At 67.8% G+C, this 23,748-nt stretch carries 23 protein-coding genes and 2 pseudogenes; 5 read left to right on the top strand and 20 right to left on the bottom strand.

What is annotated here, in order from left to right; translation table 11 throughout:
- Window positions 1-190 precede the first annotated feature (190 nt).
- From CKW28_RS06005 to CKW28_RS05985, 5 genes are all read right to left on the bottom strand, one after another.
- The gene (locus CKW28_RS06005; protein WP_003927971.1) at window positions 191-820 is read right to left on the bottom strand and encodes a ComF family protein; all 630 of its coding nucleotides are present in this window, start codon (window positions 818-820) and stop codon (window positions 191-193) included.
- A 108-nt stretch (window positions 821-928) separates the two neighbouring features.
- On the bottom strand, window positions 929-2,680 hold the full coding sequence (gene lpqB, locus CKW28_RS06000; RefSeq protein WP_276007756.1) for an MtrAB system accessory lipoprotein LpqB: 1,752 nt from the start codon (window positions 2,678-2,680) through the stop codon (window positions 929-931).
- Window positions 2,681-2,691: 11 nt separating this feature from the next.
- Window positions 2,692-4,356: an MtrAB system histidine kinase MtrB gene (gene mtrB, locus CKW28_RS05995; RefSeq protein ID WP_040548695.1), complete on the bottom strand. Its 1,665-nt coding sequence runs from the start codon at window positions 4,354-4,356 to the stop codon at window positions 2,692-2,694.
- A 22-nt stretch (window positions 4,357-4,378) separates the two neighbouring features.
- Entirely contained in the window at window positions 4,379-5,065 is a 687-nt protein-coding gene (mtrA, locus tag CKW28_RS05990; protein WP_040548698.1) for a two-component system response regulator MtrA, read from the bottom strand.
- Window positions 5,066-5,183: 118 nt separating this feature from the next.
- Complete coding sequence (locus CKW28_RS05985; RefSeq protein WP_003927975.1) at window positions 5,184-5,816, bottom strand: dTMP kinase; 633 nt, start codon at window positions 5,814-5,816, stop codon at window positions 5,184-5,186.
- A 92-nt stretch (window positions 5,817-5,908) separates the two neighbouring features.
- Here CKW28_RS05985 and CKW28_RS24060 point away from each other — a divergent pair.
- From CKW28_RS24060 to CKW28_RS05975, 3 genes and pseudogenes are all read left to right on the top strand, one after another.
- Window positions 5,909-6,073, top strand: a pseudogene (locus tag CKW28_RS24060) (WXG100 family type VII secretion target); the annotation flags it as partial.
- A 71-nt stretch (window positions 6,074-6,144) separates the two neighbouring features.
- Window positions 6,145-6,420, top strand: coding sequence for a hypothetical protein (locus CKW28_RS24055; protein ID WP_234784991.1), 276 nt, complete (start codon window positions 6,145-6,147; stop codon window positions 6,418-6,420).
- A 355-nt stretch (window positions 6,421-6,775) separates the two neighbouring features.
- A complete protein-coding gene (locus CKW28_RS05975; RefSeq protein WP_131588080.1) occupies window positions 6,776-8,053 on the top strand; it encodes a hypothetical protein in 1,278 nt (425 codons plus the stop codon).
- Window positions 8,054-8,091: 38 nt separating this feature from the next.
- On the opposite strand, the gene CKW28_RS24050 is transcribed toward CKW28_RS05975, so the two are convergent.
- The 10 genes and pseudogenes from CKW28_RS24050 to CKW28_RS05925 all read right to left on the bottom strand — a co-directional run bounded on the left by CKW28_RS24050 (window position 8,092) and on the right by CKW28_RS05925 (window position 17,183).
- Window positions 8,092-8,610: a hypothetical protein gene (locus tag CKW28_RS24050; RefSeq protein WP_234784986.1), complete on the bottom strand. Its 519-nt coding sequence runs from the start codon at window positions 8,608-8,610 to the stop codon at window positions 8,092-8,094.
- A gap of 130 nt (window positions 8,611-8,740) precedes the next feature.
- A pseudogene (locus CKW28_RS24420) lies at window positions 8,741-9,181 on the bottom strand (tetratricopeptide repeat protein); the annotation flags it as partial.
- Window positions 9,182-9,227: 46 nt separating this feature from the next.
- Window positions 9,228-10,523, bottom strand: coding sequence for a lipase family protein (locus CKW28_RS05960; RefSeq protein ID WP_003927980.1), 1,296 nt, complete (start codon window positions 10,521-10,523; stop codon window positions 9,228-9,230).
- Between the two features lie 93 nt (window positions 10,524-10,616).
- Window positions 10,617-11,819 carry an alpha/beta hydrolase family protein gene (locus CKW28_RS05955; RefSeq protein ID WP_003927981.1) on the bottom strand — a complete coding sequence of 401 codons (1,203 nt, stop codon included), beginning with the start codon at window positions 11,817-11,819 and terminating at the stop codon, window positions 10,617-10,619.
- Window positions 11,819-13,285: an adenosylhomocysteinase gene (gene ahcY / locus CKW28_RS05950; RefSeq protein ID WP_003927982.1), complete on the bottom strand. Its 1,467-nt coding sequence runs from the start codon at window positions 13,283-13,285 to the stop codon at window positions 11,819-11,821. The genes CKW28_RS05955 and ahcY overlap by 1 nt, the downstream gene beginning before the upstream one ends.
- A 69-nt stretch (window positions 13,286-13,354) precedes the next feature.
- Window positions 13,355-13,975, bottom strand: coding sequence for a TetR family transcriptional regulator AlkX (gene alkX, locus CKW28_RS05945; protein ID WP_003927983.1), 621 nt, complete (start codon window positions 13,973-13,975; stop codon window positions 13,355-13,357).
- Window positions 13,976-13,991: 16 nt separating this feature from the next.
- Window positions 13,992-14,153: a rubredoxin gene (locus tag CKW28_RS05940; protein WP_040548704.1), complete on the bottom strand. Its 162-nt coding sequence runs from the start codon at window positions 14,151-14,153 to the stop codon at window positions 13,992-13,994.
- Between the two features lie 69 nt (window positions 14,154-14,222).
- Window positions 14,223-14,390, bottom strand: a complete 168-nt coding sequence (locus CKW28_RS05935; protein ID WP_003927985.1) for a rubredoxin — start codon at window positions 14,388-14,390, stop codon at window positions 14,223-14,225.
- The gene (locus CKW28_RS05930) at window positions 14,387-15,601 is read right to left on the bottom strand and encodes an alkane 1-monooxygenase (protein WP_003927986.1); all 1,215 of its coding nucleotides are present in this window, start codon (window positions 15,599-15,601) and stop codon (window positions 14,387-14,389) included. The genes CKW28_RS05935 and CKW28_RS05930 overlap by 4 nt, the downstream gene beginning before the upstream one ends.
- A 97-nt stretch (window positions 15,602-15,698) precedes the next feature.
- Window positions 15,699-17,183: an amino acid permease gene (locus CKW28_RS05925; protein ID WP_003927987.1), complete on the bottom strand. Its 1,485-nt coding sequence runs from the start codon at window positions 17,181-17,183 to the stop codon at window positions 15,699-15,701.
- Window positions 17,184-17,322: 139 nt separating this feature from the next.
- On the opposite strand from CKW28_RS05925, the gene CKW28_RS05920 reads away from it, so the two are divergent.
- Complete coding sequence (locus tag CKW28_RS05920; protein WP_003927988.1) at window positions 17,323-18,294, top strand: DUF808 domain-containing protein; 972 nt, start codon at window positions 17,323-17,325, stop codon at window positions 18,292-18,294.
- Here CKW28_RS05920 and manA read toward each other — a convergent pair.
- The 4 genes from manA to CKW28_RS05900 all read right to left on the bottom strand — a co-directional run bounded on the left by manA (window position 18,291) and on the right by CKW28_RS05900 (window position 22,533).
- The gene (manA, locus tag CKW28_RS05915) at window positions 18,291-19,517 is read right to left on the bottom strand and encodes a mannose-6-phosphate isomerase, class I (RefSeq protein ID WP_003927989.1); all 1,227 of its coding nucleotides are present in this window, start codon (window positions 19,515-19,517) and stop codon (window positions 18,291-18,293) included. The two genes, CKW28_RS05920 and manA, sit on opposite strands and share 4 nt — an antisense overlap.
- Window positions 19,518-19,522: 5 nt before the next feature.
- On the bottom strand, window positions 19,523-20,629 hold the full coding sequence (locus CKW28_RS05910) for a hypothetical protein (protein ID WP_003927990.1): 1,107 nt from the start codon (window positions 20,627-20,629) through the stop codon (window positions 19,523-19,525).
- Entirely contained in the window at window positions 20,626-22,032 is a 1,407-nt protein-coding gene (locus CKW28_RS05905; RefSeq protein ID WP_003927991.1) for a phosphomannomutase/phosphoglucomutase, read from the bottom strand. Before CKW28_RS05905 ends, CKW28_RS05910 begins: the two co-directional genes overlap by 4 nt.
- A gap of 84 nt (window positions 22,033-22,116) precedes the next feature.
- The gene (locus tag CKW28_RS05900) at window positions 22,117-22,533 is read right to left on the bottom strand and encodes a DUF3499 domain-containing protein (RefSeq protein ID WP_081475615.1); all 417 of its coding nucleotides are present in this window, start codon (window positions 22,531-22,533) and stop codon (window positions 22,117-22,119) included.
- Between the two features lie 147 nt (window positions 22,534-22,680).
- Between CKW28_RS05900 and CKW28_RS05895 the strand changes: the two genes are divergently transcribed.
- Window positions 22,681-23,100 carry a metallopeptidase family protein gene (locus CKW28_RS05895; protein WP_040548706.1) on the top strand — a complete coding sequence of 140 codons (420 nt, stop codon included), beginning with the start codon at window positions 22,681-22,683 and terminating at the stop codon, window positions 23,098-23,100.
- A gap of 12 nt (window positions 23,101-23,112) precedes the next feature.
- On the opposite strand, the gene CKW28_RS24045 is transcribed toward CKW28_RS05895, so the two are convergent.
- Entirely contained in the window at window positions 23,113-23,367 is a 255-nt protein-coding gene (locus CKW28_RS24045; RefSeq protein WP_003927994.1) for a WhiB family transcriptional regulator, read from the bottom strand.
- Window positions 23,368-23,748: the final 381 nt, after the last annotated feature.

The raw sequence follows: 23,748 nt of genomic DNA, 5'->3' as shown, positions 1-23,748 counted from the left end.
TCGGCGACTCGATGATCGGTGACGCCGTCGTGAGGTGTTCACGGTCGTTGGTGCCGACGGTAGTCAGGTTTACCGGGTATTGCCACTGGATTGCCCCTCCAGTTTCCAGTTCGTCACCTTTCGTCGGCCCGGTCTGATCGGCGGCCCCGTCACCCCGGTCGATGTCCGGCGAGCGGACGTGCGGCGCGGATCAGGCCGCCGCGAGCGTCAGCACGGCCAGCACGCTCGCGCCGGCCGCCCGCAGCACCCGGACCGACTCCGCGGCGGTCGCACCGGTGGTGATGACGTCATCGATCACCAGTGCCGGCCCGGTCACCTGCCGCCGCAGCCGGACCCGGCCGGCGATGTTGCGTTGCCGGTCGGCGCGCGACAGCCCGACCGAGTCACGGGTCAGCCCCCGTGAGCGCAACGCGGGCACCACCGCTACATCCGGCCGGCCGGCCACCGCGGCCTGGGCCATCCGGCGGACCGGATCGCCGCCGCGGCGTCGCGCCGCCCAGGCCCGGGTCGGGGCCGGCACCACCGTCAACGGTGTCTCGAGCAAGCCCCACTGAAACAGCCGCGAGATGCCCTGCCGCACGGCCCCGGCCAACGGCGCGAGGAGGTCGGCGCGGCCGTGTTCCTTGACCGCGACGATGGCGGAGCGACGAGCACCGGTGTATCGGCCCAGCGTGAACACCGGCACCCCGGGGTCCAGCCGGGGTGTCACGAGACGCGGGTCGTCGGCACGCAGAAAGAGCTCACGTGCGCATGCCGGACACCAGCGGGTGGCGGGCGCCCCGCAGCCGCCGCAGTGCAGCGGCAACACCAGATCGAGCACCGGGCCATCGAGCACTGTGTCAGTGTGCCGACGGGCCCCGACACCCGCGCGCAGAGTTCGGCCGCGCAGGGGTTCGGCCGCGCAGGAGTTCGGCCCCGCCCCGGCCGGTCAGCCGGGCAACACCGGGATCGCCCCGGGCGACATCAGCGACCGCACCTCGGTCCAGCCGAGATTGTCCTCGGCTGCCGACCCCGACAGCTGCAGCACGCCGCGGGCGTCGGCGACGTACACGGTGGACGGGCTGGCCACCACCGTCCGCACCGGCATCAGCAGATTACGGCTGGGGCCGTCGGAGTTGACGCCGTCGAGGTTGACGTAGGAGACCGGGTTCTGCGGGTCGGTGCGGGTGACGACGATGTCGTCGCCGGTGCGCCAGGACAGCGAGACCGCGGTGTTGCCCAGTCCGTATCCGAGCCGGCGGGGGTGGGTTAGCACGTACTGCCCATCGGGTGTCTGTTCGACGCCGGCCAGCACGACGAGCCCCTCGATCACCATCGCGGCGCGGGTGCCGTCACGGGACAGCTGCAGTTCCGCGATCGGCCCGGGGAACTCGGTCGACACCGCGGTGGTGTCGACCGGGATCCGGGCCGGCTGACCCGAAGCGGTCTCGGGAACCACCCGCACCACGTTCTGGCCGTCCACCACCACCCACACCGCCCCGTCGAGCGCCCACGTGGGCCGCGACAGGCTGCGGGCTTCGATGGCCGGCGCGGCCTGCCCGCCCAGCGGGCCGACCCACATCGTGGCGGCCATGTCGGGGGCGCCGGGCCGTTCCGTCACCACCGAGGCGACCCGTTGACCGTTGCGGGACAACGCCGCGGAAATCTGGTTGGGGGCGTGGCCGAACGCCCCGGGTACCGGCGCCGCCCGCTGCCCGTCCACCGAGACCAGCCGCCCGTCGACCAGGGCGTGCAGGCCGGCGGCGGCGCCGTCGTCCGCACCCGGATCGGTGGCGGCCACGTCGGAGGTCTTCCATCCCTCGGCGAACCGGTCATCCAACGCGGCCCCGTCCGCGTTGATCACGTAGGGGCCGTTGATCCCGGCCCGCGCCAACGTCCAGATGATCTGCGCGGCAAGGAGTTGGCGACTCTGCGGATCGGTGGTCGACAGGTTCTCCAGATCGATTCTCGCGCCGCCGTAGCCGCGGCCCACCCCGGTGCGGCCACCGTCGGCGCGGGTGACCGGGCCGCGCAGCCGCAGCGGCGGTTCCAGCAGATTGCGCACCGTGCCGGCCATCTCCGGCCGGGGACCGACGATCAGCTTGCTCACCAGTTCGGTGGCCAGCTGATCCGGATCGGATACCGCCACGTAGCGCGGATCGGGCACCACGGTGCTGCCGGTGTTGTCGGCGAAGTACAGGGTGTGGCGTCGGTAGGTCTCCTGGAACTGCTGCCAGTCCAGGAAGACGCCGTTGGGCAGTTTGTCGATCCGCCAGCCGTCCGGCGTCCGGACCAGTTCGATCGGACCCGGGTCCGGCAGCTCCCCCTCGGCGGTCTCGAACACCCCCATATCCGACAGCGAACCCAGGATGTCCGCCCGCATGCTGACCGAAACCCGTTGTGGTCCGGAATTCTCCACGAACCCCACCCGGTCGACCAACAGTGCCCCGCCGGCATCGTCCCAACCCTGCGACGCGGACTCGGTGAGGAACTGCCGCGCAGCGAGGTGCCGGTTGGCGGGATCCGCTGTGGCCTTGAGGAATTCGCGCAACAGCACGTCGGGGACCATGTCCGGGGTCGGCTTGGGCAGCGTGGGTGGCGCCGGGCGTTCCACTGTGCCGACGGCTTGTGGGGACGACGAGCTGGGCACCCCCGCGCAACCGGTGAGCACCCCGATCATCGTGACGGCGATCAGGATCAGGAAACGGCGGGTCACACGCCTTCTCCCGCCGGTTCCCGATGTCTGTTGGCCCGCTGGGCCGCCCGCGCACCGGACTCGTCCATCGGTTTGAGCGGCAGCGGGCTGGTCGTCACCTTGTGACCGCGCACCAGCGGCAGGGTGAGCCGGAAGCAGGCCCCCTTGCCCGGCTCGCCCCAGGCTTCGAGCCGGCCCTGGTGCAGGCGGGCGTCCTCGACGCTGATGGCCAGGCCCAGACCGGTGCCGCCGGAGCGGCGCACCCGGGACGGGTCCGACCGCCAGAACCGGCTGAACACCAGTTTCTCCTCCCCCGGCCGCAGCCCCACCCCGTAGTCGCGGACGGTGACCGCGACGGTGTCCTCGTCCGCGGCCATCCGGATCCGCACCGGCTTGCGTTCGGCGTGGTCGATGGCGTTGGCGATCAGGTTGCGCAGGATGCGCTCCACCCGGCGCGAGTCCACCTCCGCGATCACCTCGTGTTCGGGCAAATCCATGAGCAGTTCGATACCGGCGTCGTCGGCCAGATGCCCCACATTGTCCAACGCGCTGCGCACGGTGGAACGCAGGTCGACCGACTCGACCGACAACTCGGCGACGCCGGCGTCGTGGCGGGAGATCTCCAGCAGATCGTTGAGCAGCGATTCGAACCGGTCGAGTTCGCTGACCATCAACTCGATCGAGCGACGCAGCGCGGGGTCGAGATCCGCACTGTTGTCGTGGATCAGATCGGCGGCCATCCGCACCGTGGTCAGCGGAGTGCGCAACTCGTGGCTGACGTCGGAGGTGAACCGCCGCTGCAGGTTCCCGAACTCCTCGAGCTGGGTGATCTGGCGGGACAGGCTCTCGGCCATGTCGTTGAAGCTCATCGCCAGCCGGGCCATGTCGTCCTCGCCGCGGACCGGCATCCGCTCGGTGAGGTGCCCTTCGGCGAACCGTTCGGCGATCCGCGACGCCGAACGGACCGGCAGCACCACCTGCCGCGCCACCAGCAGCGAGATCGCCGCCAGCAGGCCGAGCAGCACCAGACCGCCGGTGGCGATGGTGCCGCGCACCAACGCGATGGTGCTCTCCTCGTTGTTCAGCGGGAAGATCAGGTACAGCTCGAGGTTGGTCACCGATGACGTCGAAGACCCGGTGGGGCTGCCCACGAGCAGCGCGGGCCCGGCGAAGTTGTCGGTGTGCACCGTGGCGTACTGGTAGCTCACCTGACCGGCCTTGACGAAGTCGCGCAGGCCGGTGGGGATCTGCTGCACGGGTCCGGCCGTCGTCGCCGCACGCGGCCCGTCACCGGGCACGACCAGCACCGCGTCGAAGGTTCCGGCCAGCCCCGACCCCTCATCGGCCTTGCGGTCGATCAGGGTGTTACGGGCCAACTGCAGGCTGCTGTCCAGCGACCGGGTTTCCTCGCCACCCACGATGCCGCTGACGGTGTTGCGGGCCCGTTCGATCTCCTCGATCGCCGCCTGCACCTTGACCTCGAGGATGCGGTCGGTGATCTGGCTGGTCAGAACGAACCCGAGCACGACGATGACGGCGAGCGACAACCCGAGCGTGAGTGCGACCACCCGCAGTTGCAGGGAACGCCGCCACAGGTGACCCAGCGCACGACCGAGCGCGCCGAATCCGCGCAGCAGCGGACCCGACCGGCCGCGGATACGGCGCCTGGAACTGAAGATCATCGCCACCGCCGGGCGGTGTGGATCATGGCGGGCCGGCCTTGTACCCCACTCCTCGAACGGTCAGGACCACCTGCGGGTTCTCCGGGTCCTTCTCCACCTTGGCCCGCAACCGCTGAACATGCACGTTCACCAAACGGGTGTCAGCGGGGTGGCGATAGCCCCACACCTGTTCGAGCAACACATCACGAGTAAACACCTGCCGCGGTTTCCGCGCCAACGCCACCAGCAGGTCGAACTCCAGCGGAGTGAGCTGGATCTGCTCGCCGTTGCGGGTGACCTTGTGCGCGGGGACGTCGATGTCGATATCGCCGATCGACAGCATCTCCGCGGGTTCGTCCTCGTTGCGGCGCAGCCGCGCCCGCACCCGTGCGACCAGCTCCTTCGGTTTGAACGGTTTGACCACGTAGTCGTCGGCGCCGGACTCCAGGCCCAGCACCACGTCGACGGTGTCGCTCTTGGCGGTGAGCATCACGATCGGCACGCCGGAATCGGCACGCAGCACCCGGCAGACGTCGATACCGTTCATGCCCGGCAGCATCAGGTCCAGCAAGACCAGATCGGGTCGCAGCTCGCGGACCGCGGTGAGCGCCTGACTGCCGTCGCCGATGACCGCGGTGTCGAATCCTTCGCCCCGAAGCACGATGGTGAGCATCTCGGCCAGCGAAGGATCGTCATCGACAACGAGAATTCTCTGCCTCATGGTGTCCATGTTGTCACCGAATCGCGACAAATCGGAGCTACCACACCGGGCGTTTTGTGCACCGAAGGGTCCAGGCTAGGAGATCCGCACGCGTTTCGGTCGGGTTTCCTGCCAGAACCCTCGCCGGTCAGCCGTCCACCAGCGTCGCCGCCAGTGCCGCCGGGTCGACGTCGGGCCCGACGACCGACCAGCGCCCACCCCACTCGGCAGCGGCCAGCGCTGTGTAGACGGCCGCGGTCCGGCGCTGCAGGCCGTCGTCACGCTCATAGGCGTCGCGGGCCCGGTCCACCTCCTGCTCGGCGCGGCGCTCCGCCCGCTCGGCCGCGAGTTCGGCGGGCACGTCGAGCAGGATCTGCCGGTCCGGTCGGGGCAGCTGCAGCCGATCGAACTCCAACGCCCGCACCCACTCGACAACCTCGCCGTCGACGCCCTGATGCAGCCGGGCCGCGCTGTAGGCGGCGTTGGACGCGACGTAGCGGTCCAGGATCACCACATCGTGGGTGGCCAGCAGTTCGGTGATGTGATCGCGGGCTCCGGCCCGGTCGATCGCGAACAGCACCGCCATCGCGTACACGCTCGAGGCGAGGTCGCCGTGTTGACCGTGCAGTGCCTCGGCCGCCAGGTCGGCCGTGATGGACCGGCCGTACCTCGGGAACGCCAGGTCGGCGACCGATCTGTGGCTGCTCACCAACGCCGCCCGCAGCCCGTCCGTCAGCGTGCGCTTACCGGCACCGTCGACACCTTCAATAGCGATCAGCACTGCCGCAGCGTAACTGGTGCACCGGAGCCCGCTTTGCTGCGATCAGGGTCGAGGCAGGAGGCAGATGTCGGTGGGATCGGGGGTTGCGCCAGATGGAACCTTCGCTTCAAGTCGCGGTGTCCGAGCTGTACACGGCGGCCGCACGCCTGCACGACGCCGGGCAGCGTTTACAGGACGGGCTGTCGAACGTGGATCTGCAAGTCCGGGAGACGCTCGGGTCAGGCTGGAGAGGTGACGCGGCGTCGGCGTTCGGATCGGCATGGGAGCAGTGGCATGACGGCGCCGGGCAGGTCATCCACGCCGTCCACGTGATGTCCGGGTGCTCACGGTGGCCGGTAAGGAATACGCCGAGACCGATGAGCACGGCGCTCAGGCGATCGGCTCGCAGATGCACGCGGGCCAGTCCGTGGCGCAAGCCGGTCAGCCCGCCACCGGGCCGGCTCAGCAAGTAGGTGAGTCCCGAGCAACGGAAACCGTACCCACAGAAGCGTCGGAGAAGCTGTCTGCGGACTCCGCGCAGCGCGATGACGTTTCGGAGCGGCCGGCCACGCATCACCTCAGCGGCGATGCACGACAGGCTGCCGGCAGCCGGCCGGCCGAGTAGGAGACATCGACGGTGTTGGTGGTGGATTTCGCTCAGCTGCGGGCAGGGTCGAGCAGATGAAGACCGGCGTTGTCGCAACTACGCCAGGTCGCTGAGACTGCGCACAGGAACTATGCGGATGCGGTGACAAAGAACGGGCAGATGTGGCAGTAACTGTCGGAACAGCCGGTGGGCGGATCGAGGTTGATCCGGAAGCGGTCATCCGCGCCGGTCGTCATTTGGGATCCCTCGGCTCGCAATTGGGCATGCTGTCCGACGCGTTGGGCTCGGCATTGTCGAGCGGTATCGCGTCCGGTCTGGATCCGGCCGGTGTGAAGGTCGGGTTAGCGTCGGATTCCGGTTGGAGGCGACCGGTGTGAACTACCAGAACGCCGACGCGGCTTCGACTGTCGGCGGAGGCGGTCCGGTCGGTCTGGGCGGTGAGCCGGGCATGACGACGGCCGCTGACATCTCCGCCGGACCGAACTCGATGGTGGTGCCGCCTCCGCCTCGATTCGCGATGATCCGACCGTTCTTGAATATGGCGTGGCCGTCGGGAAATCCGGCGATGCTGAGGTTGACCGTTGCGCAGTGGCGCAACTTCGCACACGGATTCGCCGTCTTCGAGCCGCAGCTGGCGCCGGTGCTAGCGGTTGTCAGTGCGCAGAACACCCCTGAGACCCCGGCCATTGTCTCCGGCCTGGACGAGCTGGCGCGGGGGATTTCGGCGTTGACGGATGCGAGCGTGGAGGTGGCACGCGAGGTCGAGGATTTCGCTGCCACCGTTCAAGGGACCCAGGACGCGATCCGCCGACTGGTGGGCAGAGTGTCGATCAGCGGCTTGTTCCACACGGTGAAGGGGATTCTCACCGGTGACGGGAAGGACATTCTTCGCGAGGTCGCCCGCGACGTTCGCACCGTTCTGGACAATTTCCAACGTCAGGTCAAAGGGGTGATAGGACTCCTCGAGGAACTCGCCACCCTGATCGGCGACGCTGCGACCGCGTTCCAGAAATGGTTGCGGCCCAACTTGGTCGCGGTCTTCGGCGAACAGGTGGGTGGAGCCATGGCTGATCGCATCGAGCTCCGCACCGACCTCGGGGTGGGTGTGGTGACGGGACTGATCGGCACGGTCACCGGCGTGGTGGCGTTGGCCGACGCCGACACCTGGAGGGGCCTGGCCAATCTGGCCCTCACAGTTGGACCAGACCCAACGAAAATGCCGGAAATCCTTGCGGAAATGGGCAAAACGATAGTGGCGTGGGACAAGTGGTCAGGAGAAAATCCGGGCCGTGCAGCTGGGGAAGCGATCTTCAACGTCGGCTCCTTCTTCACCCCCGTCGGCGTGCTGGGCGGAACAACCCGTGCGACAACATCCCTAGGCAGGGCTGCGAGCGCATTTGGCCGCGGAGTCGACGCGAGAACCCCAGGGATTCCAGGAACCGGCATCCCCGGACGTGGGGTTGAGCCCGCCCCATCCCCGGCTGGGAGACCGCCCGCGCAGCGCGCTGATGCCGGCCATGGCGGTGAACGCGCGCCAGTCGAGCCGCCGGCTCACGAAACCGTGCTCGATCACATCGAGAATACGGCCGGCAACCTGAACAATCTGGGTGTCAGAAATCGCGAGGACACCGAGGAACAGCCTTCGAATTGAAGCTCAGGCGGTAAGGCGGCAGACCCTCCCGACCGCCGCTAATCGTGCCGCACTATCCGATCACTGATTCGGAACGGTCCCATCCACCGCAACACGAACAGACCGATGATCAGCAGCGGCAGGGCAAGGGAAAGAGTTACCGGAGTCTTACCGAAGATGGTGACCGTCACCCCCAGGAAGACCGCGACGATCACGAATACCAGCCGCGCGGACACGATTCGGTACCGTCGTAACATCGATCGCAACAGGCGGTCCGGAACGGTTCGCATCACCCACACAATCACCGCCACCGACGCCACCGTGCCTGTTGCGGCGATAACTCTGGGCGCGATCGTGGCCCACGAACCGTTGAGACCCTCCTCAGGCGCTGCAAGCACGATGAGAAGCGGTATCGCCAGTAGCATTCCGGCCCAAAGCACCCGGGCCAACGCCTTCGCGATCTCCCCGTACAGGTAGGGCCGCATCTCGGGGTGAGTCTCGTACGCCGCCACCAGAGGACGAAGTCTCTTGCCCATGGGTCCGGGCGGCAATCTGTTGGCCGCCAGATTCCGCATCACGCCGGCATTGTCCGGATCGAGACGCAGCGCCTGCTGATGGCTCTGATCGGCCGCCGGTCGGCCCCCACAGCTGACGGTAGATGTCGCCGCGCAGGGTCCAATAGTCCGCCACCGCCCCGTCGAGCCGGATCGCACGCTCGATGACGTCGAGCGCCGCCGTCAGATGTCCGCACTCGGCCAACACACCGGCGTACACGTATTGGGCGTGTCCGGACTCGCGATGGGTGTCGGCGGTCGTCCACGCCATGTGCAACGCCTCGGCATACCGGCCCTGACGCTGCAGTGCCAACGCGTACACCGTCATGGCGTTCTCGTCAGTCGGCGCGACCGTCAGCGCCGCGTACGCCGCCGCAGCCGCACCCGCATAGTCACCCAGGCCGTAGCATGCCTGCGCACAGCGTGCGAGCAATTGGGGATGATGGGGAGCGTCGGTCAACGCGGACCGCAGCAACGTCACGGCACGGCGATGGTCACCGGCGGCGAGGTGGGCGTCGGCCGCGGCGATGGTGTCACCGCCGGCCGCCGTGGTGTGGTCTGTCGCTCCGTCGATGACCGTCCTCCCCGCGATCATGTGGTAAGTGACGGAATCCTATCCAGTGACGCCACACCGGCCGACACTAGAACCGCCCGCAGTTCGGTGCGGTCGGCACCCCTTTGAACCGGTCCGCGATCCACTGCATCGCCGGTTCACCGTCCACCAGCATGGGTAGCCCGTGATTGACGATCAGCTTGTTGAACAGCGGTGGCTGCTCATTGGTGCGGGCCTCGACGTCGGCGCCCATCGCACACCAGTCCCTGCCCATCTGCATGGCGGGCGCCCACGGCACCAGGGGATCGAACCGGTTGGCGTTGATCAGCACCGGCCCCTCGGGTTTCAGTCCGCCGAGCCGCTGGAGTTCGAACAGGCTCTTGAAGGGTTCCTCCTCGACCGCGGTGAAGATGTCCACGTTGAAGTACGGCTGCAGGTGCCGGAAGGCGAACTTCATCAACGTCTCACCGACACACTGGTCTTTGACCTCATCGAGCATGTGCGCACCGCGCGGGGTCAATGTCGCCCGGATCTTCTCTTCGGCTTCGGGATACGCGGCGATCGCACCGTTGAGCGCATATCCGAGGGCACCCACCAGAACGCTTCCGTCGGCGAACGGCAGCAGTGCGACCAGGTCGGCCGGCGGGGAGCCGGCATAGGTGCCGACCACGTCGAGTTCGGGTCCGTAGGTCGAGGCCAGCTCGGCAGCCGAGGCGGCCGCCCCACCGCCTTGCGAATAACCCCAGAACGCCACCGGCCCATCGGGATCGAGCGATGTTCCCGGTAACCGCTTGGCTGCCCGGGCGGCGTCGATCAACGCATGCCCCTGCGCCAACCGGTTCACATAGGTGTGCACCCCGGGTGTGCCGAGCCCCTCGTAGTCGGTCATGACGATGGCGAACCCGCGCGCCACCATCGTCGCCACGAACATCTCCTCGTAGTTGAACATGATGTCCGCCCCACTGGTCCAGTGGATGCCCTCGCTGAACATCCGCGACGGAGCGCACTGATCACCCTGGCCCTGGGTGCCCGGACCGTACGCGATCAGCGGGCGTGGACCGCCGTGCGGCCAGTCGTTGTGTGGTTCGAAGTACATCCCGGTGACCACGTTCGGGTTGCCGCGACTGTCGGTGCTGCGATACATGATCCGCGTACCGGTCGCCATGATCGCGCCGAGCTGACCGGACGGTTCCAACACCAGGCGGGCCGGCTCGGTGCGGATCAGGTCCCCGGGTTCGCCTGGCGGCAACGGGTCGGGCGGAGTGTAGAACGCGGTGTACTTCTGTTCATGTGTGAACGGATCTTCGGCCCGTGCGAGCGGCGATGACATACCCATCGACACGATCAGCAGCACGCAGACCGATCCGGCGAATCCCCGCACCATCTCGTGACGTTAACAAGGCACCAGGGGGTGCGGGGCGGAGGCGGCGATGAGCATCACTCGGGTCTGCGGGCTGTGCGACGCCCGTGCTTGGACTCAGTCTGCGAATGCGGCGGCCAGGAACGGCGTGGAGTCCGGCAGGGACGCCAGCACCGTACCGCTGTGATCCTCGTGCGGGTAGATGCGCAGTTCGACGTTCTGATTGTGCGCGACCAGCTGATCGTAGAACTTCAGCGTCGACTGCGGCGGCACGTCGCGGTCGAGCAGGCCCACCCCGAGGAAGATCGGACGGTCATAACCGGTGACCGGGGTGCCCATGTACTCGTCGAGGGCTTCGGGGAGTCCGGGCACGGAGGCCAACGGCGCGCTGAAGAACTGCGCCGGTGTCATACCGGCCAGTTCGGAGTCCAATTGCGGTTTGCACACCGTTTCGGCCTTGGCCACGGCTTCCAGCCCAGCCGGCGTCAGCACCGAGTCGACGTCGATGTCCGGCCGCGCTTCCCGGAACGCCGCCAGGATGTAGGCGGTGTAGCTGTTGGCCGCCGGCCCGAGTTCCGGCGGCAGCTGCATGTCCGGGGCACCCATCTTGACGACGGTCTCGATGTTCGCCGGGGTACCGGTCGCCACCACACCGCGGTAGTCCAGACCGCTGCCGGCACTGAACTCGGTCGCCCACCGCGCACTGTTCACCGCCGCGCCGCCGCCCTGGGACTGGCCGACGATCGCCCACTTCGGGGACAACGGCAGGTCCAACTGGTGCGCGGCGACCACCGAATCGATGACCGCGTGGGCTGTCGCCACGCTGTTGAGGTAGCTCATCAGCCCCGGCGTGCCGAGGCCCACGTAATCGGTGGCGACCACCGCGTAGCCCTGGTCGAGCCAGTGCGACAGGTACTCGTCGTCACGTGCGGAGCGCGGCAACGCCGAGGGGGTGCAGTCGTCGCCCAATCCGACCGTGCCGTGCGCCCACGCGACCACCGGCCATCCGCCGGATGGCGCCTCGCCGTGCGGCACGAACACCGCGGCGGTACTCACCGCAGGCTGACCGTATTGGTTGACCGTCGAGTACAGAATCCGGTACGCCTCGCCCGCCCCGCGCACCGACAACGCCGGGTCGAGCCGCACCGATTCCAGCAACGTCGGTTCCGCCGGAATCGGTCCGGCATAGTGCCGGGCGTCCAGCCAGGACCAGTTCGGCGCCGCGGCAACAGCATTCGGGGTCGGGGCGATCAGCAGTCCGGCGGCGCACAGGACCGCTGCGAAGATCAGCCGCGACCACCCCGCACGAGTGGTCATCATCAGTACCGGTAGTGCTCCGGCTTGTACGGGCCCTCGACGTCGACCCCGATGTACTCGGCCTGCTCCTTGGTGAGCTTGGTCAGGGTGCCGCCGAGCGCCTCGACGTGGATGCGGGCGACCTTCTCATCGAGGTGCTTGGGCAGCCGGTACACGGCGTTGTCGTACTCGTCGTTCTTGGTCCACAGCTCGATCTGCGCGATCACCTGGTTGGAGAAACTGTTGCTCATCACGAACGACGGGTGCCCGGTGGCATTGCCCAGGTTCAGCAGCCGGCCCTCGCTCAGCACGATGATCGACTTGCCGTCCTCGAACGTCCACAGATCCACCTGGGGCTTGATGTTCGTCTTCTTCGCCCCCGACCGCTCCAGCCCGGCCATGTCGATCTCGTTGTCGAAATGCCCGATGTTGCCGAGAATGGCCTGGTTCTTCATCGCCCGCATGTGCTCGAGGGTGATGATGTCCTTGTTGCCGGTCGCGGTGATGACGATGTCCGCGTCGGCGATCGCCTGCTCGACGGTCACCACGTCGAAGCCGTCCATCAGCGCCTGCAGCGCGTTGATCGGGTCGATCTCGGTGACCTGCACCCGCGCACCCTGCCCGGCCAGCGACTCCGCACATCCCTTGCCGACGTCGCCGTAGCCGCAGACCAGCGCCTTCTTCCCGCCGATCAGCACGTCGGTGCCGCGGTTGATGCCGTCGATCAGCGAGTGCCGGGTGCCGTACTTGTTGTCGAACTTGCTCTTGGTGACCGAGTCGTTGACGTTGATCGCCGGGAACGGCAGCTCACCGGCCGCCTCGAACTGGTACAGCCGCAGCACACCGGTGGTGGTCTCCTCGGTGACCCCCTTGACCGACTCGGCGATCTTCGTCCACTTGGTCTTGTCGGTTTCGAAGGTCTTGCGCAGCGTCGACAGGAAGACCTTCCACTCGGCCGGGTCGTCCTCCTCGACCGGCGGCACCACGCCCTGCTTCTCGTACTGAGCGCCGCGCAGCACCATCATGGTGGCGTCGCCACCGTCGTCGAGGATCATGTTCGCCGGCTCGCCCGGCCAGGTCAGCATCTGCTCGGCGGCCCACCAGTACTCCTCGAGCGTCTCGCCCTTCCAGGCGAACACCGACACACCCTTGGGTTCCTCCGGCGTGCCGTGCGGGCCGACGACCACGGCCGCGGCGGCGTGGTCCTGGGTGGAGAAGATGTTGCAGCTCGCCCACCGGACCTCGGCGCCCAGCGCGGTGAGCGTCTCGATGAGCACCGCGGTCTGCACGGTCATGTGCAGTGAACCCGAGATGCGCGCCCCCTTCAGCGGCTGCACATCGGCGTACTCGCGGCGCAACGCCATCAGCCCGGGCATCTCGTGTTCGGCGAGCCGGATCTCCATTCGGCCGAATTCGGCCAGCGAGAGGTCGGCGACCTTGAAGTCGATGCCATTGCGGACATCGGCGGTCATCTTCTCGGTCGTGGTCATCTACTTCCTCACTCGCGCAGTCAGAACTACTTGATTCGGTCGAGATTAGCCTCGCGATCGGCGGCGCCGCTAAACCTCTTCAATGACACCGTAACGTTCGGCGAACGGCGTCATCAGCCGGGCCAGATCGTGGGCCACGTCGTGGTCGGCCTCCGGTGGCATCGACACGTAGCTCATGGCCAGTCGCACGATCGCGCGCGCCAGCACTCCGGCGTCCTCCTCGCTGGCCCGCACCCAGCTGCTCTGGAACGATTCGGTGAGCCGTTGCGACGCCCGCGTGATGATCGGTGCGCTGTCGGTGGTGATGAGCTGCAACAGGTCCGGTTTCGCGCTTCCGGTGAGCAGCGAGATCACCAGCGGATCGGCGGCCGACTCGGCGAAGAACTTCCGGAATCCGGCCAGAAACGCGGCATGGATGTCGCCGACGTTGTTCGCGATCGCCTCGTCGACCTCATCGACGAGGCGATCGGCCAGCCGCAGCGCGTACCCCTGCGCCAGTCCCTGACGGGACCCGAATTCGTTGTAGATGGTCTGCCGGCTGATCCCGGCGGCCTTCGCCACGTCCGCCAGGGTGATCTGAGACCAGTCACGGGTCTGCAGCAACTCTCGCATTCCGTCCAGGATCGAATCCCGGAGCAGCACCCTGGACGCCTCGGCGTACGGGACCCGCTTGTCGCGCCGGCTCACCACACCGCAAATCTAGCGGTCAGGAGCGGGCAACCTCCACCATCTCGAAATCCGACTTGGCCGCGCCGCAGTCCGGGCAGCTCCAGTCGTCGGGGATGTCCTCCCAGCGGGTGCCCGGCGCGATGCCCTCCTCCGGCCAGCCCTTGGCCTCGTCGTACTCGAAGCCGCACTGCACGCACATGTAGAGCTTGTAATCCACGGTTCTCTCCGTATCTCTGCGTCGATGTGCCCTCTGCGCCGATGTCTGCCGTCAGCCGGTCACCGGTTCGAAGTCGACCTTGTCGCGCACCCCGCAATCGGGGCACGGCCAGTCGTCGGGCACTTCACTCCACGGAGTTCCGGCCGGAAATCCCTCCCGCGCGGCCCCTTTGGCCTCGTCGTAGACGTAGTCGCAGACCGGGCAGCGGTAGGCGCTCACCGGGCGCCTCCGTACTTGGCCACCACCTTCTCCCGAACCCGCGGGTGCACGTTCACCTTGGTGATGTCACCGCCGTAGTGCTCGAGCACCCGATGGTCCATGACCCGACGCCACAGCGGCGGGATGTAGGTCAACCCGATCATGGTGGCGTAGCCGCTGGGCAGATTCGGCGAGCCGTCGAGGCTGCGCAGCGTCTGGTACCGACGGGTGGGGTTGGCGTGGTGGTCGCTGTGGCGCTGCAGGTGGTACAGGAACAGGTTGGTCACCAGATGGTCTGAGTTCCAGCTGTGTTCGGGGGTGCAGCGTTCGTAGCGGCCGCTTGCGGTCTTCTGCCGGAGCAGACCGTAGTGCTCGAGGTAGTTGACCGATTCGAGCAGACTGAAGCCGAACACCGCCTGGATGAGCAGGTAGGGGATCACTCCGACGCCGAACACCGCGATCAGCACGCCCCACAGCACCACCGTCATCGCCCACGCGTTGAGCACGTCGTTGCTGGGATGCCACGGGCTCTTGCCGGCCCGGCGGAGCCGCTGCGCCTCGAGCTGCCAGCCGGATTTCAGCCCGCCGAAGACACTGCGCGGCAGGAACTCCCAGAACGTCTCCCCGAACCGCGCCGACGCGGGGTCCTCGGGGGTGGCGACACGGACATGGTGACCGCGGTTGTGTTCGATGTAGAAGTGGCCGTAGCCGGTCTGCGCCAGGGTGATCTTCGACAGCCAGCGTTCCAGTGAGTCCTTCTTGTGGCCGAGTTCGTGCGCGGTGTTGATGCCGACGCCGCCGAGGACGCCGACCGACAACGCCAGACCCAGCTTGGCCGGCCAGCCCAGGCCGCCGTCGAAGCCGAGCCAGCCCAGGTCGGTGGCGGTGAACAGATACGCCCCGACGATGAAGCTGGCGTACTGGAACGGGATGTAGAGGTAGGTGCAGTAGCGGTAGTACCTGTCGTTCTCGAGCCGCTCCATCACCTCATCCGGCGGATTCTGGCCGTCCGGACCGAAACGGAGGTCCAGGATCGGCAACAGCACGTACACCAGGATCGGGCCGATCCAGAACGGCACCTGGGCGGCGATGTGCCAGTCGAGCTTGTTGAACGCCCACACCACCGGAAGCATGAAGAACAGGGCGGTCGGGGCGACCAGACCCAGCAGCCACAGATACCGCTTCTTGTCGCGCCACACCGTGGCGTCGACGTTCGACAGCTCGGTCGTCATGACTCACTCCTCCTGAGAGCTGCACCACACGTGAATTAGACGATACAGAGCTCGTTGTCGGATGTCTAGACATCGATGACCGATTTGTAAAGAGGAGTCAGCCCGTCCGGCGTGCCGAGATGTCGGTCATGCCCCGCCCGAGCATCGAATGATGCCGGCCGTAGAAGAAGTAGAGCACCAGTCCGAGCGCCATCCAGCCCAGGAACCGGACCCAGGTCAACCCGGTGAGGTTGAGCATCAGCCACAGGCAGGCCGCAATGGCGGCCAGCGGCAGCCAGGGCACGAACGGCACCCGGAACCCGCGCTTGAGGTCGGGCCGGGTCCGCCGCAGCACGATGACACCCGCTGACACCAAGGCGAATGCGAACAGGGTGCCGATATTGACCATCTCCTCGAGATTGCCGACCGGGAACACCGAAGCGGCGATCGCGACCAGAGCACCGACCAGCACCGTGATCCGCACCGGCGTGCCGCGGGGCCCGGTCTTGCTGAGAGGCCGCGGCAGCAACCCGTCGCGGGACATCGCGAACAGCACCCGCGTCTGGCCGAGCACCAACACGATGACCACGGTGGTCAGCCCGGCCAGGGCGCCGATCGAGATCACCTTGGCGGCCCAGTCGATACCGTTGGCCGCGAACGCGGTCGCCAGGTTGGCGTTCTCACCGGCGGCCCGCAGTTCGGTGTAGTGGACCATCCCGGTCAGGACCAGCGAGACCGCCACGTAGAGCACCGTGACGATGCCCAGCGTGGCCATGATGCCGCGGGCCACATCGCGCTGCGGGTTCTTGGTCTCCTCCGCGGTGGTGGCGATGATGTCGAAACCGATGAACGCGAAGAACACGATCGACGCGCCGGCCAACAGGCCGTACCACCCGTAGCTGCTGCCCTCGGCCCCGGTGATGAGTGAGAACAGTGACTGGTCCAGACTCCTGCCGGCCTCACCACCGGCTTCGGCGGGCGGGATGAAGGGGGTGTAGTTGGCGGCCTTGATGAAGAACGCGCCCACGATCACCACCAGCAGCACGACCCCCACCTTGATGACGGTGATCGCCAGCGAGACGTTCGCCGACAGCTTGGTGCCGGTGGCCAGCAGCACGGTGACGAAGCCGATGATCAGCAGGGCGCCCCAGTCCAGGGTGATCGGCCCGAGCCGGGTGGTCGCCCCGGCGAACTCGAAGACCTCGCCGAGATAGCTGGACCACCCCTTGGCGACGACCGCGGCGGCCACCGAGAACTCCAGAATGAGGTCCCAGCCGATGATCCAGGCCACGAATTCGCCGAAGGTCGCATACGAGAACGTGTACGCGCTGCCGGCGACCGGGACGGTGGAGGCGAATTCGGCGTAGCACAGTGCGGCCAGTCCGCAGGCGATCGCCGCGATGATGAAGGACACCGAGATGGCGGGTCCGGTGATGTTGCCGGCCGTCGAGGCGGTGACGGTGAAGATGCCGGCGCCGATCACCACCGACACCCCGAAGACCGTGAGATCCCACCAGCTCAGGTCTTTCCGCAACCGGGAGTCAGGTTCATCGGTGTCGGCGATCGACTGCTCGACCGATTTGACCCGCAATCTGTCGGTCATACCACCCCTCAATCCGGTCCGCTCAGGGGAATGTACCCAGTGTGTTCAGCACCAGTGTGGCGCGACGGCCCCGTCGTCTCGAGGTGATGCGCGGTTCGGCGGCGTCGCGGGTAACCTCCGATGCCATGGACGGCACGCGATGAGCGCGGGACTGTTCGGGCTGCTCGACGATGTCGCGGCCCTCGCCCGGATGGCGGCGGCGTCGGTCGACGACATCAGCGCCGCCGCGGGCCGGGCGACGGCCAAGGCAGCCGGGGTCGTCATCGACGACACCGCGGTGACGCCCCAGTATGTGCACGGCATCGCCGCCGAGCGCGAGCTGCCGATCATCAAACGCATCGCCATCGGCTCGGTGCGCAACAAACTGCTGTTCATCCTGCCGGCGGCGCTGCTGCTCAGTCAGTTCCTGCCCTGGCTGCTCACCCCGCTGTTGATGCTGGGCGCCACCTACCTGTGCTTCGAGGGCGCCGAGAAGGTGTGGGCGCGCATCGGACCGGGCGATGGTCACCACCATCCCGCGGTGCCGAGCAGCCTGGTCGGCCCGGACGCGGAGAATCAGATGGCGTCCGGAGCGATCCGCACCGACTTCATCCTGTCGGCCGAGATCATGGTGATCGCGCTCAATGAGGTGGCGCACCAGCCGTTCCTGCCGCGACTGATCATCCTGGTGGTGGTGGCGCTGGTCATCACGGCCGCGGTGTACGGCGTGGTGGCGCTCATCGTGAAGATGGACGACATCGGGCTGCGACTGGCCCAACGGGCCACCCAGGCCACCCGGCGGCTGGGCCGGAGCCTGGTGACCGCGATGCCGAAGGTGCTGGCCGCGCTGTCGGTGATCGGCACCATCGCCATGTTGTGGGTGGGCGGTCACATCCTGCTGCTCGGCACCGACACCCTCGGCTGGCACTGGCCCTACGGGCTCATCCACTCCGCCGAGGAGTCGGTGCGCGCCGCCACCGGGGCGTTCGGCGGACCACTGGCATGGCTGGTGAACACGTTGGCGTCGGCGGTGATCGGGTTGACGGTCGGCACCGCCGTCGCGCTCGCACAGGCCGGAATCAGGCGCCTGCCGGGGCTCAACCGGCGCCGCGGCCCCGAGACCGGCGGTTAGATCCCGACCGTCACCCGGAACAGTTTCGTCGGCTTGTGGGCCTCCAACCGGATCGGGCCGTCATCGGCCGACACCCAGGCCGCCGCGCCACGCTCCAGGGTGACCGAGTTGGTCTTGGCCCGCACGATCGTCGCGCCTTCGGTGCACAACAGGATCTGCGGTCCGTCATGCCGGCTGGGCGCGTCGATCTCGTGGCCCAGCTGATCCCCGTCGACGGTCACCACCGACACCGCGAACTCCGGCGCCGGGGTGTGGTACACCAGTTCGCTGTCGTTTCGGGTGACGGCCGGATGCAGATCGGCGGCCGCCGTCGGGGTGAAGTCGAGCACCCGGAGCAGCTCGGGGACGTCGACGTGCTTGGGCGTCAAACCGCCCCGCAGCACGTTGTCGGAGTTCGCCATCACCTCGACGCCGATCCCGTGCAGATACGCGTGCAGGTTCCCGGCCGGCAGATAGATGCCCTCGCCCGCCTTGAGGCTGATCCGGTTGAGCAGCAGTGAGGCGAGCACCCCGGCATCCCCCGGATAGCGCTCCCCCAGCTCCAGCACCGTCTTGGCCTCGGCGACGAACCGGGTGTGCCCGGACTGGACATACCTGACCGCGCCCTCCAGCACCGCGGGGACCAGAGCGTCGAGATCCGGTTGCGGTGCGGTGATCCAGGTGGTGAACACCGTGCGCAGCCCGTCGGCGTCCGGCTGGCCGTCCAGCAGGTTGATCGCCGTCTGCAGTTCGGGCACCGACAGCGCCTGCAGCAGTTCGACGGTCTCGGCGACCGGACGGAAACCGGCCAGCGCCTCGAACGGCCCGAGCGCGACGAGCAGTTCGGCCTTGTGGTTGCGGTCGCGGTAGTTGCGCATCGGCGCGGACACCGGGATGCCGAGTTGGTCTTCGCGGGCGTAGCCCTCCGCGGCCTGCTCGGCGCTCGGGTGGGCCTGCAGGCTCAGCGGTTCGTCCGCGGCCAGCACCTTGACCAGGAACGGGACGCTGTCACCGAACCGGCCGCGAGCGACCGGGCCCAGCTGCCCCTCCGGGTCCGCGGCGAGCGCGTCGAGCAGGGACTGCTCACCGTCGTCGGTCTGCAGGTAGGCCGGATCCGCGGGATGGGCGCCGAACCACAACTCCGCCTCCGGATGCATCGTGGGGCTCGGCCGCCCGGTGAAATCGGCAATCGCGGTTCGCGAACCCCAGGCATAGGTCCGCACCGCTCCGCGTAGCAGGTGCACTTATTTCAACCTCGAACCAGTCGCAGGTACACGGCCGTCATCTCCAATCGCACGGCCAGTCTTGCCAATTGCTGCTCCAACCGTCCGGCGCTGGGCGTCGGCGCGCCGGCGGGCACCTCGTCGGCGGCGGCGACCGCGTCGGGGACATCTTCAGCGTCGATGATGTCGACGTCGTCGAATCCGCCGACCCGCGCGGCGACCACCGGGCGGTCCGCGCCGGTGGTCAGCACGAACGAGCGGACACGTGGCGGCAGCGGGCCGTCGATCTGTTCGTCGTGGAAGATCGACGACTGCGACCGCGCACCGGAGGACACGCCGAGCCCGCCGTGCAGGGCGACGAGCACATCGGCCAGACAGGTGGCGGCCACCGGCTGGTGGGCCACCCGCAACATGATCGCGGCGCCGTGCCGGGCCAACGCCAGAGTGGCGGCGTTGTCGCCGGCCAGCACCACGGCACGCCCCAGCATCCGGTCGGCCAACGTCTTGGCGGGGTTGACGAACGATTCCCGCCCGACGCTGTTCCGCAGCGCCTCCGCGTCGAGGTCGTCGGCCAGCGCGGACAGATCGGTGCGCATCCGCGGGTCGACGCAGTCCATGATCGCCAGCCCGGCAGCCAGGTACCGGCACAGCGCGAAGTCGTCGGGAACCTGCACGCGCGGTGCGAGCACGACCGAACGGCCGGCGGCGGCGTCACGCAGCGGACCCTCGTACGGCGCCACGACCGCCAGCCGGCAACCCCGGCGCACACTGGTCGCGGCCGCCGAGACCAGCGCCGGGTCGCCCGGATCGTCGCCGGCCACCACGACCACATCCAGGGCGCCGAGCCAGGGCGGGGCCTCCGGCAGGACCACCATCGGCGCGGCCGCCGAACTCGCCATCGCGGCGGCGAGCATGGAGCCGGCGGACTCGGCCGCACCGCGGCCGGCGACCCAGATGACCGTGCGGGGACGTTCGTCGGACCGCAGCGGGTCGAGCACGCCTTCATCCAGCGCGGCCGCGGTGGAACGGACCTGCGCGCCGGCCATCGCCGCGGACCACAGCAGCCCGTTACGGTCGGCCGCCTGCAGTCCGTCGGGGTCGTCGAGGTCCACGGGGGCGTGGGTCGCGTTCACGACGCACCCGATCCCGTCGCGGTGATCCGGGCGGCCACCCGCTCGACGATCGCGTCGACCTCCTCGGTGGTGCGGGCCTCGACGTTGAGCCGCAGCAGTGGCTCGGTGTTCGACGAGCGCAGGTTGAACCAGCGGCCGCCGCCCAGGTCCACCGTCACACCGTCGAGGTGATCGATGGACTGGATCTCCGAGCCGAACGCCTTGAGCACCTGCTCGACACATGCGGCGGCGTCGCCGACCGTGAAGTTGATCTCCCCGGAGGCCTCGTACCGCTGGTAGTCGGCCATCACCTCGGACAGCGGGCGGTCCTGCTCGCCCAGCGCGGCCAGCACGTGCAGCGCGGCCAGCATTCCGGAGTCAGCACCCCAGAAGTCGCGGAAGTAGTAGTGCGCGGAGTGTTCGCCGCCGAAGATGGCGCCGGTCTCGGCCATCAGCGCCTTGATGTAGGAGTGCCCGACCCGGGAGCGCACCGGCGTCCCACCACGTTCGGTGATCAGTTCGGGCACCGCACGGGAGGTGATCAGGTTGTGGATGATCGTCGCGCCGATCTCGCGGTTCAACTCCCGGACGGCGACCAGCGCCGTCACCGCCGACGGTGACACCAGCCCGCCCTTCTCGTCGACGACGAAGCACCGGTCCGCGTCACCGTCGAACGCCAGTCCGATGTCGGCCCCGGTCGCGACCACGTGCCGTTGCAGGTCCACCAGATTCGCCGGATCCAGCGGGTTGGCCTCGTGGTTGGGGAAGGTGCCGTCCAGTTCGAAGTACAGCGGCAGCAGGGTGATCGCCGGCACCTCGCCGAGCACCGCCGGGGTGGTGTGGCCGGCCATCCCGTTGCCGGCGTCCACCGCGACCCGCAACGGGCGCAGTTCGGTGAGGTCGACGAGCGAACGCAGGAAGTCGCCGTAGTCGGCGAGCACATCCTGATCGCGGACCGCGCCGGCCGCGCCGTCGTGTTCGGGCACGCCGGCGATCACCATGTCGCTGATCTGGGTCAGCCCGGTGTCCCTGCCCACCGGTTTCGCACCGGCCCGGCACAACTTGATCCCGTTGTAGGCGGCCGGATTGTGGCTCGCGGTGAACATCGCCCCGGGACAGTCCAGCAGACCAGAGGCGAAGTACAGCTGATCGGTGGACGCCAGCCCGATCCGGACCACGTCGACGCCCTGTTTGGTCACGCCGTCGGCGAAGGCCGCCGCCAGTCCGGGCGAACTGGCCCGCATGTCGTGGCCGATCACCACGGTCGGCCCGGTGGTCGCGGTCTCGGCGAGCTCACTGCGCATCAACCGGGCGAACGCCGCCCCCACGTCGGCGACGAACTCCTCGGTGATCTCCTCACCGACCAAGCCGCGCACGTCATAGGCCTTGATGACGCGGTGAACAGCCTCGGCTGGCCAGGACATTCGACTCCTCGAGAACGGGGACCGTTTGGCGCCAGCCTACTGCCAATCTGTGACCGTTCTGGCGGCTACCGCATCTACTTCCGGCTAGTCGGTCGGGTCGGGCAGGACTCGGAGGTGGCCGCGGCGGCGTCCACCCGACTCCGGCCGGCGGGGTGGTGCGATGACCGCGCCACCCGGCTGGTCGGGAGCCGGGTCGCTGAAACCGGCAACCACGCCATTGGCGGGTGGCGCGGTCCGTGGACGCTCCCGGACGGCGTCGGCGAGGGCGACGAGGTCGTCCTCGTCCGGATGTGTGGGCAGTGGGCCGGCGTGGCGCACCAACTCCCAACCGCGCGGGGCGGTGATCCGGCTGGCGTGGCCAACGCACAGATCCCAGGAATGCGGTTCCGAGACAGTAGCCAGTGGGCCGACGACTGCGGTCGAGTCCGAGTAGACAAAAGTCAATGTCGCGACCGCATACTGTGGACACCCGGGCCGGCAGCAGCGACGGGGAACATTCACGCGACTGAGGCTATCGCGCGGCCCCGCCGGGGGGTGCCGGACACGCGCAGCGGCCCGTCGGCCGATAACCAACCGTTACGAATGGGGTCATACGATCGAGCAATGGCATTGCCGAGGCTTCCGGGCAGCCGGCGTGGCCGGCGCGAGATCCGCGGCCCGCTGCTGCCGCCCACCGTTCCGGGGTGGCGCAGCCGGGCCGAGCGGTTCGACATGGCGGTGCTCGAGGCGTACGAGCCGATCGAGCGGCGGTGGAAGGATCGGGTCTCGGCGCTGGACGTCGCGGTCGATGAGATTCCGCGGATCGCGCCGCGAGATCCCGACAGTGTGCAGTGGCCACCGGAGGTGGTGGCGGACGGGCCGGTCGCGCTGGCTCGGCTGATACCGGCCGGGGTCGATGTTCGCGGTAATGCCACGCGGGCGAGAATTGTGCTGTTCCGCAGGCCGATTGAACGGCGGGCCAAGGATTCCGAGGAGCTCGCCGAGTTGCTACATGAAGTTCTGGTCGCTCAGGTCGCTACGTATTTGGGCGTGGAACCTTCGGTCATCGACCCGACGATCGATGACTGATCGTGGCGGTGTCTAGATTATTCCGCGCTTGAGGCGGCGACGCTCCCGTTCGGAGAGGCCGCCCCAGATGCCGAACCGTTCGTCGTGGGCCAGGGCGTACTCCAGGCACTCGTCGCGGACCTCGCAGCCCATGCAGATCCGCTTGGCCTCACGGGTCGAGCCGCCCTTTTCCGGAAAGAACGCCTCGGGGTCGGTTTGCGCGCACAATGCGCGTTCCTGCCATTGTTCGTCGGCGGGTTTATCGATGGTTGCCGGAGCAACATCCATTTCATCGGATATCAATGTCAATTTCGGCCGCGTGTCCGCCCTCTTCGGATCTGATCCGATTTCGGGCTGCGGCACACTGCCTACGGAGCCGAGCAATCGGTTCTCATACCGAAGAGCGCGCTCGAAATCCCCTGGCCCATAAGACATTCTCCGCCTCCTCACTGGTTTCGTAGATCCCTGGACAAAGCCTCACTATTGTGCTGTGCGGCCATCTCGATTCGAACAAGTGATCGAATCTCGGTCTGCGACACCAGAAGCGATCGACCAACCGGGAAATGACACTGGTGTGATTACACACGTGTTAGCTGCTCCGGTCAAGCGGAAGAACAGGATTTCATACCATCCCGTGACCCGATTTCGGTGTGTCGACTCACTCGGCGT

This window comes from Mycolicibacterium thermoresistibile, assembly GCF_900187065.1.
Lineage (GTDB): Bacteria > Actinomycetota > Actinomycetes > Mycobacteriales > Mycobacteriaceae > Mycobacterium > Mycobacterium thermoresistibile.
Note: the sequence above shows the minus strand (reverse complement) of the source record. Positions and strands in the feature narration are given on the sequence as shown.